This window comes from Spirosoma lituiforme, assembly GCF_054776635.1.
In genome coordinates, this window is record NZ_BAAHBO010000009.1 from 77,841 (window position 1) to 90,551 (window position 12,711).

Below are 12,711 nucleotides of genomic sequence, written 5' to 3' on the forward strand. Positions count from 1 at the left end.
TTTTCGAGTATGTACGCTCATTTTGATGCCTTATCGTTTTACGCCAGTTGTCACATTTCGTTCCAGCACGCGCTCCGCAAACAGCCCGTTATTGTTTTATCCAACAACGATGGTAACGTAGTGGCGCAAAATGGGATTGCCAAACAATTAGGGATTACCCGGGGAACTCCTTTTTTCAAGATTAAGGAGTTGGTTCGTCAGCAGGGTATCCACGTTTTCTCAAGTACGTACCCGTTGTACGGGGATATGTCGAGACGAATTTTTGCCATCGTTGGCCGCTTCATCGAACGCGTGGAAGTATATTCCATTGATGAGGGCTTCTTCGATCTGGCGGGTTATGAGACGATTTATCCCGACTTACGGGAGCTTGCGCAGACGATCCGGTCCACGACGCACCGCAGTAGCCGCATACCCATAAATATCGGCATTGCGCCCACTAAAACACTTTGCAAGGTAGCCACGTGGTTTGCCAAAAAAAAGCCTGAACATAAGGGGATATGCGTGCTGGATACCCCCGCCAAGATCAGTGAGGCATTGGATGAGTTTGGCATAGGAGACTTATGGGGCATTGGGGATCGCTACGAACGGTTGCTTTTAGAGAATGGTATCCAGACTGCAGCTCAGCTGCGTAATTTACCGGATGACTGGATCAGGCAGTTTCTGACGGTTACCGGGCTTCGACTGGTGTATGAACTGCGGGGCCAGCCTTGTAAAGCACTGGAGATTGAACCCGCTCGAAAGAAATCTATTTGCACGGCACCCAGCTTTGGTACGCCGGTGAGCGGCCTGGAGCCGCTTCGTGAGGCGGTTACTACTTATCTCTCCAGAGCGGCCCTTAAACTGCGAAAACAGGCATCGGCTGCTGGATACATTACCGTATTTCTACACACGAATTATTTCCGTACCAATGACCGGCAGTACTCCAACAGTCGCACAGTCAAGTTACCTCATCACAGCTGCAGCGATGCTGAACTGATCCGATACGGGCTGGCCGCTTTGGAGTCCATTTACCGGGAGGGGTACAATTTTCAAAAAGTGGGTATTATGCTGACGGATCTGGTGGATTGGGACCATCGGCAGTTTAGCGTCTTTGACGTTGAACCTGATGAGCGCTGGAAGCGGGTGTATTCAGCCATTGACCGCATCAACCATCGGCATGGCCGTGGGCGGGTCAGGCTGGCCAGCCAGGGTTTTACGGAATCAGCCTGGCTTATGAAGCAAAATTTTCGGTCACCCTGCTACACTACCCGGTGGAAGGATATTCTCGTTGTCAAATAAGGTAGGAGGACTACTATTTGGCTATTGCTTAATGATCGTATTCTTCTTTTCAATTGAAAAGAGAATGCTTTGCTGAATTTTAGTTATTGACGCTGTAAATCTTTAAATGCGCTCCAGATATAGAACAACTTAGGAATTGGTTCGTGTAACCGTAATTGATACCCACTCATCCCATCTTCAAGCAAGAATGGTTCGATGGTAAAGGTATACTTAACGGTTTTGTACATAATTCCTTCTTCCAATAAGAGCTTACCCAGTTCAATTGTGTATCCCTTTGCCGCCTGTATCACCGTAAACGAGTCAGCTATCGAACTTCCTGCGGGAACCAGGTAAAGCATATCAATTTTTTGTCCCTCTTCAACGTCGACCCCAACTTTCATTCGCACGCTCAGCAGGTTGACATTTAACGTTAATTGCTCGACGGATTTTTTGGGTAATACCAGTTTGCCGGTTCGCGATATATACCCGGCAATACCAGCTGGCCCGTTTCCAGGTGAATTACCTTGGGCTAGTTTAAAGTCTTTAGGCGTGTGAACGGTGGGGGCGTACGTGGTCGGTATCATGAGGCTCTACTGGATGGCCTTAGGCCAATGGAAGCCTGAAATAAAATCATTCTGTCTACATACGGTTAGGGAACGATAATTATTTTTTTTTCGGCCATAGTATTGTAATATTGTACGCAACGATACTTTACTAGATGAGCTATGACAGTAGAGCAAATCCAACAGGCTATTGCCGCTTTATCCGCGGAGGAATATAACCAGTTATCTACCTGGTTAACCGAACATGACTTCAGTCGATGGGATGATCAGATTGTAACCGATATTAATGCGGGTCGGCTTGACGGGCTGATTGATGAAGTTAAACAGGAACAACAGTCAGGCTTAACGTCTCCTTTGTAAACTTGTTTCAACAATGTTAAGCAACTCAGCTGCGGGCAGGGTTTGGCGTTGCCATCATCGTTTATGCAAGACAGCGGCCTTTATTAACGAGACAGCCCTTGTCGTTAAAACAAGGGCTGTTAAAAATCTTTGGTATAGTTATTTGTTCAGTACTGATGCGATGCCGTTAAGCCATTACTGGCATTTCATCGTATGTACGTCCGTTTAAGAGTCGTCCAGATTCCTTTTTATTTCGTCCACCCCACTGTTTAAAAAAGAAGGCGACGCCTTGCTGTTCGCACTGCAAACGGATTTCTTCAACCCAGCTTTCGTGCATTGGTCTTGGATTTCGACCGGATTCCCCACCGACGATTACCCAGTCAATTCCAGTTAGATTTAAGTTTGGCAGTGGTCCAAGCAATGGTTCTAAGGATAAAAACTTTGTTTTAGCTCCTGATTGCCGTAAATGATCAATACGATCTATTACGCGGCTATCTTCGACTGATACCCCCATCCAAATATTTTCGGACCAAGTTAGTTCTGCAGAATAAGCCTCTAATAGTTCAGCACGTTTAGTTAAAACCTGGAACGTATGCTGAGGACAGCGATTCATGGTATCGAAAACTTTTTGTATAAATGGCAGAGGTACGTTTTTATGAAACAGGTCGCTCATCGAATTGACAAAAACAACCTTTGGCTTTTTCCATTCAAACGGCTTTATGAGTTCTGAGTCATGCGTTCGTATAATTTTAAAGCCTTCCGAATACTTTTCCAGTCGCATGGCCTGCAATCGTTTGGTCATAACTTCGGCATAACAGAACTTACAGCCAGCCGACAGCTTGTCGCATCCGGTTGTCGGATTCCAGGTCATTTCCGTCCATTCAATGCTAGATTGTGCCATGTATAGAGTGTTAATTCGCCTATCAATATAGTGATAATATACTTATAATCAAATAATTAACTGGTTAGTTAAAATCAATTATTGTCCCTGGTGCGAAAAATTTCCCTCTCCTTGGATTGCCATCTGCCTTTATTTTTTGAACGGATATAACTTTCATTTCTTCTAATTGACGTAAGGCTCTTTTCATATGACTAGCCAGGTAGATAGTATTCGATTCAACATATCTTTCAATCCTATCAATATTGAGGTCTTTACCTCCTTTACCTTTTTCTTTTATCAGCTTAACCAGTGAATCAAGTGGATTAACGGGAAATAGTATAGCCTGACTAGGATCATCCCTGTAGTCAAATTTAAATCCCCCGGTTTCATCAACTTTCCACATGGCCTCCTTCATCTTTACGTAGCCAGTAAGATTGTTGCTGGCGAAAAACAAATCATAAATGGGGACCCCTTTCGCATTAATCATAGAAAAAGATCCTACATATTTTGCTATTTCTTTTAACTGACTTTCGTACAAACCTTTTAAGAAGTCTAAGCGGTTTACGCCAGCAGGAACTTCTATTTTTTCTAAGCCAAATAAATCCTTCATGTGTTGCTCAACTTTTGCAACTTCGACAAAACGATTTATTGAGTTTCTAGCGAAATAGACAAATACTTCTGTTTTTTCATAAGTTAGCAATCTCTTTAACAGAGAATAGGGTACACCCGAAAAGCCAAAAGGATCAATGAAAGCAAATATTGGCGCATTCTTCGTTCCCGATTTATCTAAACTATCTAATCGACTATTGATAACGTCCTGAAAATTTGCACGCGCTACGTCTATGGTAAAGTTTTCTGGCAGGTCAAGGGTAGCAATAGCAGATTCTAAATTCTTGGCTCGTTGTTCATCCTGCTCTATAAACTCAAAGCCTACCTGTGAATGAACTAAATGCTTTTGTTGAGCTGCGGCAACCTCCAAGGCGATTAGGGGTGAACCCTTTTCTCCACCTATGTATTCGCCTGGCCCCGAAAAGCCATCAACATAAATGATTTTCCCGTTGTATCTGGCTAGTATAGGAAACCATGCACCAAGATAATATTCAAGTATTTTGTGTTTTGCAATCGTGTGTGGGGCGCATTCCCACACAACTTTGTCTGGATTGGGCATGTAGAATATTTAGGTGTGTATAGTTTAAAATACCTTAAAGACTGATAATCTACTCTTATTCTCTTTTGTCTTCCACAGCCCTATTACTTGCGTTTTGGAAGCCAGATCAAGAAAATTAACAATACAGAGTCTGAGACCAAATTGCTGAGAGAGTGTGACTTGAACCTGCGAGGCGTTTGCGTATGTGCGTTTCGTAATCTGGTGCCCACCGTTATTGGGTTTCTTCCCAGGTATGTCCATTCAATTTACTGGCTATCTCAATAGCTCCCGAGGGGATACCACCCAGAAGGCTTTTCAAATTGACAATCCGGGTACCTTGCATTCCGTATTTTGATTTTTTCAAATACTCGGTCTTAAAGAATTGCTCGATGCAAAAAAACGTATGTCCAGTCGATATGGATACTTTTTGCTCTTGCAGGCTTTCATTCATACAATCAGTAATCATCTGTAGCTGTAACTCGGTTGGCGGTTCAGTCGCGCTTATGATCTCTAACAGGGAGTTTGAAACTAGGTTGGCCTGAATGGTATTGATTAATCGTCCGACGTATTACATCCCTTTGACCGAATTTAGATTTGCGTATAGGCCTACGTAACTATGTTTGCTATAACCACGGTTAGAGGGAGCGAAATAGACGTTGTATTTAACGTTCAACTTTAAGGACCAGCCGCAGGGAACAATTCTTAGTAAGCTGTGGGATGCATCCAGAAGATTTGATTGTACGCAGTAGCCTTCATAGTCATTAATCAGATCATGTAACTCAAAATCGTACTCGGCTAACACACTTCTGATCGCGTCAACAATGGCTTGAAAGGTTGTACTTATCAACTTTACGCTTGCGTGGTGACTTTCAGTTATTACGCGTTCAACCTCTATGCGTTGCTTCTCGGCTAAATTACGAGGGCCTAAGGCTAGTAAAATCTGTTTTTGCTCGTTGTTAAAACTCGATAAATGAGCCGTAAGCTGGTTAACCGAAAATTTGTCGTGGAGCTTTGTTTCAATGATAATCTTGAAACTTTCTTGAGCCATAACTCCGTCCGGTATAGAACCTTTTCCGGCGACCTGTTGCGTAAATGAAATTCCGGTCTGTAAATCGGCATCGTTCAAAAGCTCATTTAAAAACTGGGTGAACTTGTAAGGCGCTAACTGGTAGAGTCTCGAAAATAAAAGGAGCGTGTTGTTGGTGGCAACGTTCTCAGGCTGGGAGTACCGTTGAAAATAATGAATGCTACTCATCGATTGGTGTGATGATTATTGACGCGAAAATAAGTCTGCGGAGTGGATCTAAAAAAAGGGACCAAATTCGTCACATACTCCACTGAAGCAAAAAATGAGCCTTTTTACGAGACAAAGGTTTTAATATCTGTCAACTCTAGTTAGTCGCATACGTACTAACAAAATTAGATTCGATTGGTCAACAGGACCGCGTAGTTCAACCTGATTTCCTGCACTGCCATTTGGTTTGATTCAATTAGTTGTCTTAAAGACGGGTGTGCTCCCCAGAGAATGGCTACTAAAGTCGGGTCTTTCTCGGCAGCTAAGGATTCTATGCGTTTTAAGCACAGTTGGCAGAGATAACTCATGAAAGCTTGCCGTCCGGCGGTACATTCAATTAGAAAATCGAATAATTGTTCCATATCAGGATTCTGCTGCTTCAGTCGCCTTAATTGCATCAGATCGTCTTCCATTTGCCTAACCGAAGCCGTTAAGCTCGTTACCCATTGATTGTAATCTATGAGTAACTGGTTTAGTAGCAGATCTTTTTCCATAGACTACAAGATGAGTTTTAAAAGTTAAGGTATGTGTCACAATCCATCGACGCTGATGAATAACTAGTTTTTTTCAATGGGCTGAGTTGTAATAGGAATCAAAAAGGTTACCACGCACATTTCATAAATAGTGTCCAACTGTTCGTTAAAAGGACCACCAAACGCACTGTCGGCATACATCCACAACAAATCATACAGTAACGGATGAGGTGTTCAACTCGCTCCCAAAACAACACAACCGCTTGCCAATCATGCAGAACCGCAGAGTATACGCTTCTAACTCAAAGTGGTAAACTGTATACCATTCTGGTGCTCTCCTGGGTATATAGTTTACCCGTATTCCATTTGGTTTAACTTCCTTACTGTACGGTAGGACATGCCTCTTTTTCGTTAAGAACGCCAGTATCCGTTCAACCAGAATCTATATCAATGAAGTTGTTGGATCTTACCGGTGAAACAGATACGAGTTTAACATGGACTTGTTGAACCAAACAGAAACAACAGAAAAAATCGTCCGCAATGACGAATTGCTCATTTACATTGTTTTTCGGTACCGCCAGGACGCTAGCCCGATCAGGGAAATGGCCATGAGCAGTAACGCCAGAAACTGCGTTTGCATATCCCGAAGGGTGCTGCCTTTCAGCATGACATTACGACCAACCTCAATGATGTAGCGGAGTGGGTTGAACAGGTTGACATACTGCGCCCACTGGGGCATATCGTCTGTGGACGAAAACAGGCCACTCAGCAGGATGAACAGCACCAGACAGAAAAATACGGCAAACATGGCTTGCTGCTGCGTTTCTGAGATGGCGGAGATCAGCAAACCCAACCCGACGCACAACAGTAAAAAGAGAAAGGCAAATCCGTAGAGGAGCAGCAGGCTTCCGGCTACGGGCACATGAAAGAGGAACACCCCCACGCCCAGCCCCATTGTAAACTGTACCATCCCGATGATAACGAAGGGGGTCAATTTGCCAAGAATAAATTCATACTTTTTGATGGGTGTTACGTTCAACTGCTCCTGGGTGCCAATTTCTTTTTCCCGAACGATGTTGAGAGCCGCAATCATGCCCCCGATCAGCAACATCAACTCAAATAAAATCCCCGGCACCATAAACGTCTTGTATTCCAGACGAGGGTTATACCAGTATTGATTCTCGATGGTTAACTGAGCAGTCTGGTCGCCTGAAATCATCCCCGTTTCCAGACGAATAGTCTGGTTGAAATCCCGGATGATGGCCTGCGCATAGCCCGAACCAATACCCGCTTTGGTGCCGTCGATGGCACTCACCAGCAATTGTACGGACGACTGCCCCTCCTTTCCCAGATCACGCTCAAAATACGGTGGAATGACCAGCACCAGGTCAGCCTGTCCCCCAAGTAAGGCGTGGTAGGCCGATTTATAGGCGGGAAGGTATCCCTGAAACTGGAAGTTATCGATGTATCGAAACTTGCTCACCAGCCGCTGGGCATAGGTCGTATGGTCCTGGTCTACGATGGCAATGCGGAGGTTTTTTACCTCGAAATTGGCCGCATAGGCTAATAAAATCAATTGCAGAACAGGAGCTGCCAGCATCATCCGGAGCAACACGGCGTTGCGGAAAAGCTGTTTGAACTCCTTCTCGATCATATACAGGGTGCGATTCATATGGTTTAGTGCTTAGTTGTCAGAACACGGTCATTGGTAGCGAATTCCGTTGCTCAACTAGTCCAGTCGTGGTTTTAAATTCCGAAGACTCACCGCCATCAGCACGGTGGCCATGCCCAGCAGAATCAGCGTCGGCTGCCAGAGGTCGGTCAGGCCAACGCCTTTGATCATAATGCCTTTGACAATGGCAATGAAGTAAGTAGCCGGAATGATGTTCGACACAAGTTGAAGAAAGGGGGGCATGCTTTCGATGGGGAAAATAAAACCCGATAAAAAAATGGTTGGCATCAGCATCAACAACAAGGAGACGAACATAGCCACAAGTTGCGTATCGGCGAGGGTTGAAATGAGTAATCCCAAGGAAAGCGCCAGAAAAATAAATAACAGCGTTTCGCTCAGCAGCAACAGCAGACTGCCATGCAGTGGAATACCAAGCAGAAAAACACCCAGCGCAATGATAACGCAGCCGTTTATGAACGACAGCAGCAGATAGGGAAGCACTTTACCGAACAGAATCTGAAGCTGTGACAGGGGCGATACCATGAGAACTTCCATAGTGCCGGTCTCTTTCTCGCGGGCGATGGTCACCGAGGTCATCAACGCCGAAACCAACAGCAGCACCAACGCCATAACGCCAGGAACGAACACGAAGGCCCCTTTCAGTTCGGGGTTGAACACCATACGTGGGGCTACGTTAATTTGCAACGGCTGGACCGCCCCAACGGGGTTTTGCTCGTTCTGGTATCCCTGAATAATACTGGTTGCGTAATTCGTCAGGCTAATAGCGGTGTTCTGCTCCGAGGCATCGGCCAGTAGCTGCACCTGCGCCTTCCGGCCATGCGCATAGTCGTTGGTAAAACTGGCCGGAAAAACGACAACCAGCTTCACCTTTCCCTGCCGAAACGTCGCTTCAATATCCTGAAAGCGGCTCAGGTTTTTCATCAGTTGAAAATAGCCCGACGATAGTAACCGATCGGTGATTTGCCGACTATGCTGACCATGATCGAAGTCCAGCACGGCAATGTTGGCGTTTTTGATCTCATTGGTCAGCGCAAAGCCAAACAGAAGCACCATCGCCAGCGGCATCCCGAACAGAATTAGCAGGGTCCGTTGGTCGCGCAGGATGTGGAAGAATTCCTTTTTGACGAAAGCAAGGAAGCGGTTCATGGGCGTAAGGAGTGGTAAAAGCCAATAAGTTATTTCGTTGATGTACCACGTGCCAGAATTTGAAAGACGCCATCCATGGAGTCCACACCAAACGAGCGTTTCAACTCAGTAGGTGTGTCCAGGGCCTTTATTTGACCATCCACCATGATCGACACGCGGTTGCAGTACTCGGCCTCGTCCATATAATGGGTGGTCACGAAAATGGTCGTGCCGCCGTGAGCCGCTTCATAGATCATGTCCCAGAACTGTCGGCGGGTAATAGGGTCGACACCTCCCGTTGGCTCGTCCAGAAAGATCACTTTTGGGTTATGAATCAACGCCACCGAAAAGGCCAGTCGCTGTTTCCAGCCTAAAGGCAGCGATACCACGAGCGAATCGGCCACACTTCCCAGATTCAGCTGCTGAATAATCCTGTCCGACTTGGCGCGTAGGTCGGCACGATTCAAACCGTAGACCCCCCCGTAAAAGCGGATGTTCTCGCGCACGGTCAGGTCTTCATAGAGGGAAAATTTCTGACTCATGTAGCCAATCACCTGCTTGATCTGTTCCGATTGCCGATACACATCGAAGCCCGCAATCCGGGCCTCACCGGAGGTTGGCGTCAGCAGGCCGCAAAGCATCCGCATAGCCGTTGTTTTTCCGGCTCCGTTGGCCCCCAGGAATCCGAAGATTTCACCCTGAGCCACCTCGAAAGTGATTTGGTTGGTGGCAATAAAGTCACCAAATTTTTTGGTAAGCCTGTTGGTTACGACGGCGTTATTCATGTTGCATAAGGGCCATAAAACTATCTTCTATACCCGCCTGAATCGGTTTGACAACCACTTGTTCATGTCGGTGCTGGTCGAGGTAGTGGTGAATATCTTCTGGTTTGGTTTGCTCGTGGGTGGTCAGATGCAGAAATTCGCCAAACGCGTAGCAGGTCTCCGTAAAGGGGGCTTGCCGCAGGTCCTGGATCAACCGGAATGTATCGGTAGCCCGCACGGCAAAGAGCGGTTTGGCAAAGAGCCGGGCTACTCCGGCGGGGGTATCGACTGCCAGAATCCGGCCTGTTTGCATGAGCGCGATGCGGTCGCACTGGCCCGCTTCGTCCATGTAGGGCGTGGATACCAGAATGGTTAGCCCCCGTTGTTTCAATAATTGGAGCATATCCCAAAACTCCTTCCTCGACACCGCATCAACACCCGTGGTTGGCTCGTCGAGAAACAAGACCTCCGGCTTATGAATCAGGGCACAACATAAGGCCAGTTTCTGTTTCATACCCCCCGACAGGGCACCGGCACGACGGTCTTTAAAGGGCTCCAGCTGACTATAAATATCTTTGATAAGATCGTAGTTTGTGGCGATGCTGGTGCCGAAAACGGTGGCAAAAAAGCTTAGATTTTCCTCTACGCTTAGGTCCGGGTACAGCGAAAACCGGCCCGGCATATAGCCAATATGCAGCCTCAATGACCGGAATGCCTGCAATACATCGCGCCCGGCTACCATAGCCTGACCCTGATCTGGTCGTAGCAGGGTGACCAGAATTTTAAATAATGTCGTCTTCCCGGCTCCGTCCGGTCCGATGAGGCCAAATAACTCGCCCGGCCTGACATTGAACGAAACGTCCTGCACCGCCTGGGTGGTCCCGTACGCTTTCGATATATGGTTGATGCGGATAGCGTCCATAGTTGTATCGGTTACTGGAATCGCACTTCGCCCGGCATTCCGATTTTCAACGCGCCGTCATTGCTAACCCGTACTTTAAGAGCATACACCAGATTCACCCGTTCATCTTTGGTCTGAATGACCTTGGGTGTAAATTCAGCCTTGCTGGAAATCCAGGTCACTGTGCCATCATATCGTTTGAGTTTGCCATTGGGCGCGTCGACAAAGACGCTGACTTTCTGGCCTGGCTTCACACTGACCAACTGGTCACCCCCCACATAAGCCCGTAGCGTGATGTCGGATAAGGCAGCTACTTTATAAAGCGGTTTCCCATAACTGACCACCTCGCCCGGTTCGGCATACTTGACCGTGATGGTCCCGCCCACCGGGTTCACAATGGATGATTTCTGAATCTGATCGTCAATTTGTTTTACCTGTTCGGATAAGGGGGCGGTTTCGGCCAGGGTTCCGCCCCGCTGCGTCCCCAATGCCGACGCCTGAGCGGCCCGCTGTTGCCGAATCAGGGCAATCTGGCGGTCAATGACCTCCATCTGAGCCACAATGTCATCAAGTTGCCGGGTAGGGGCAGCTCCGGCAGCAATCAGATTCTGAGCCCGCACTTTCTCGCGCTGAAGGGTTTTTAACTGCTGTTGCTGAACGGCAATTTGCTGTTCATAAGCCGACAACTGAGCCGACACATTGGGGGTCCGGCTCCGAACTGCCCGTTCACTAGCCAGCAACTGTGCTTTGCGGAGTTTCAGTTGTTTGATGTCAATCTGACCAATCACCTGACCCGCCCGAAGTTTCTGACCTTCCTGAGCAGTAAACGTTTGCAGTGCGCCGGTTGCCTGGGCGGATACGGTGGTTTCGACAGCCTCAAAGTTGCCATAAGCATCGGCGGTATCGTCGTCGTTCTGGCAAGCCAATAGTAGCACAAGGAGGCTACAAAGCAGAGGGAGTTGCGCTGTTTTCATGGATCAGTTTCCGGTTAAGGTTCGATAGTGAATGATAGCCTGCATGAGTTGAAGCTCATGCAGTTTCTGGTTCAGTAATGCCTGGTTTTCGTTTGTCAATTCGGTGGTATAATCGCGGGCGGCCAGTACGCCATTGTCGAGTTGTACGGCAGCCGCTTGCCGCACTCGGGTGCGGAGAGCCACGATCTCGGCATCCTGCCCAAGCTGATCCCGGAGCCGCTCGATCTCGGTTTGTTGCTGCCGGAGTTGTACGGACAGATTTTTGGTGAACGTTTCCTGCTGAACGGCTACCGATTGCTGGTTAAGTGCCAATATCTGTCGTTCGTTACGGATGGTATAGGCGGCCGACAGATTCCAGTTCAGCCGCAGGCCACCTATAAAAAAGCCCCGCAGGTCATTGTTCAGGAAGTTCAGGGCCGGCCGGCCGGCACCGCCCTGAGCAAACAGGTTTAGGCGAGGTTTCAGGCGGTTGTCGACCAGAAGACGTTGCGCTTCGTAGAGCGAATGTTGACTTTTATACAATTGAAATTCGGGTCTGTTCAGTGGTATATCCGACAGATCTGAAGGCTGCGAATCAAGTAGCAGTCGGGTACTATCGGAGATCGGCAGATCGGTCAGCAAGCGCAGGGACTCGCGAAGCCCGCGACGGGTGGCGTTAAGATCGGCCAGGCGTTGTTCAGAACGAAGTCGTTCGGCCAGTAAAGCGTCGACATTCATCTGGGCAACCGTACCAAAGCGCACGCTGGCGGTTAGTTTATCGATGCGGTTGCGAAGCTCGGCCAACAGGACCTGAGTCAGGCGCAGTTGTTCGTCGGTGAGCAGGGCTGATAAAAAGAAAGCGTTCACCTGATCGTTCAGCCGACGTAATTCCACCTCTACCTGTTGCTGAGCCGTGGCAGTGGTGGCCCGTTGCAAATCGGTTTGCAGGCGGGTCAGCTTCCCGTCATAAAGTGCGTAGCTGGCATCGAGCGTCAGTTTATACTGGTCTTTACTTAGTACCGGCACCGACACATTGGGCAACTCGATAGGGATCGTTGTTACTTCCGACTGCCACGACGCCTGCCCGTTGATGGACAATTGGGGCAACCGCCGATTGGTGGCCAGTGAGGCAATGGCCAGATCGCCCGTTTGTTGCAGGATACCCTGCTGTTTCAAAAGTGGGTAAGCGCTACGGGCGGCTGTGTAACATTGCTCCAGTCTTACCTCCGCCATCGGGCTACCCGACTGTGCCAGCAGTGGCGACCAAACCAGCCAGATGGCGCTTGTTAGATACGTTTTCATAGATTCCAAACATCTGTTCT

14 protein-coding genes are annotated in these 12,711 nt (G+C 47.8%); 2 read left to right on the top strand and 12 right to left on the bottom strand.

The annotated features are described in order from the left end of the window. Positions 1-9: 9 nt before the first annotated feature. Positions 10-1,278 (top strand): Y-family DNA polymerase, encoded by a 1,269-nt coding sequence (locus tag ACYU87_RS23800; protein ID WP_461136553.1) that lies wholly within the window; start codon positions 10-12, stop codon positions 1,276-1,278. 83 nt (positions 1,279-1,361) lie between these two features. Here ACYU87_RS23800 and ACYU87_RS23805 read toward each other — a convergent pair whose 3' ends face one another. Continuing rightward, positions 1,362-1,841 (bottom strand): hypothetical protein, encoded by a 480-nt coding sequence (locus ACYU87_RS23805; protein WP_461073653.1) that lies wholly within the window; start codon positions 1,839-1,841, stop codon positions 1,362-1,364. Positions 1,842-1,982: 141 nt separating this feature from the next. Between ACYU87_RS23805 and ACYU87_RS23810 the strand changes: the two genes are divergently transcribed. After that, positions 1,983-2,180: a hypothetical protein gene (locus ACYU87_RS23810; protein ID WP_461073654.1), complete on the top strand. Its 198-nt coding sequence runs from the start codon at positions 1,983-1,985 to the stop codon at positions 2,178-2,180. Positions 2,181-2,346: 166 nt separating this feature from the next. Here ACYU87_RS23810 and ACYU87_RS23815 read toward each other — a convergent pair whose 3' ends face one another. From ACYU87_RS23815 to ACYU87_RS23865, 11 genes are all read right to left on the bottom strand, one after another. Beyond that, positions 2,347-3,060 carry a DUF5131 family protein gene (locus ACYU87_RS23815; protein ID WP_461116955.1) on the bottom strand — a complete coding sequence of 238 codons (714 nt, stop codon included), beginning with the start codon at positions 3,058-3,060 and terminating at the stop codon, positions 2,347-2,349. Positions 3,061-3,124: 64 nt separating this feature from the next. Beyond that, complete coding sequence (locus ACYU87_RS23820) at positions 3,125-4,207, bottom strand: three-Cys-motif partner protein TcmP (protein WP_461116956.1); 1,083 nt, start codon at positions 4,205-4,207, stop codon at positions 3,125-3,127. 211 nt (positions 4,208-4,418) lie between these two features. Continuing rightward, the gene (locus ACYU87_RS23825) at positions 4,419-4,637 is read right to left on the bottom strand and encodes a hypothetical protein (protein WP_461136554.1); all 219 of its coding nucleotides are present in this window, start codon (positions 4,635-4,637) and stop codon (positions 4,419-4,421) included. A 117-nt stretch (positions 4,638-4,754) separates the two neighbouring features. Continuing rightward, positions 4,755-5,441 carry a hypothetical protein gene (locus tag ACYU87_RS23830; RefSeq protein ID WP_461116957.1) on the bottom strand — a complete coding sequence of 229 codons (687 nt, stop codon included), beginning with the start codon at positions 5,439-5,441 and terminating at the stop codon, positions 4,755-4,757. Positions 5,442-5,605: 164 nt separating this feature from the next. After that, the gene (locus ACYU87_RS23835; protein ID WP_461073658.1) at positions 5,606-5,974 is read right to left on the bottom strand and encodes a hypothetical protein; all 369 of its coding nucleotides are present in this window, start codon (positions 5,972-5,974) and stop codon (positions 5,606-5,608) included. Between the two features lie 535 nt (positions 5,975-6,509). Continuing rightward, positions 6,510-7,625, bottom strand: a complete 1,116-nt coding sequence (locus ACYU87_RS23840) for an ABC transporter permease (protein ID WP_461136555.1) — start codon at positions 7,623-7,625, stop codon at positions 6,510-6,512. A gap of 57 nt (positions 7,626-7,682) precedes the next feature. Then, a complete protein-coding gene (locus ACYU87_RS23845) occupies positions 7,683-8,792 on the bottom strand; it encodes an ABC transporter permease (RefSeq protein WP_461073660.1) in 1,110 nt (369 codons plus the stop codon). Positions 8,793-8,821: 29 nt separating this feature from the next. Next, positions 8,822-9,556, bottom strand: coding sequence for an ABC transporter ATP-binding protein (locus tag ACYU87_RS23850; protein ID WP_461073661.1), 735 nt, complete (start codon positions 9,554-9,556; stop codon positions 8,822-8,824). Beyond that, positions 9,549-10,457 (bottom strand): ABC transporter ATP-binding protein, encoded by a 909-nt coding sequence (locus ACYU87_RS23855; RefSeq protein WP_461073662.1) that lies wholly within the window; start codon positions 10,455-10,457, stop codon positions 9,549-9,551. Before ACYU87_RS23855 ends, ACYU87_RS23850 begins: the two co-directional genes overlap by 8 nt. A gap of 11 nt (positions 10,458-10,468) precedes the next feature. Further along, entirely contained in the window at positions 10,469-11,410 is a 942-nt protein-coding gene (locus ACYU87_RS23860) for an HlyD family secretion protein (RefSeq protein WP_461073663.1), read from the bottom strand. Between the two features lie 3 nt (positions 11,411-11,413). After that, positions 11,414-12,691 carry a TolC family protein gene (locus ACYU87_RS23865; RefSeq protein WP_461073664.1) on the bottom strand — a complete coding sequence of 426 codons (1,278 nt, stop codon included), beginning with the start codon at positions 12,689-12,691 and terminating at the stop codon, positions 11,414-11,416. Between the last annotated feature and the right edge of the window lie 20 nt (positions 12,692-12,711).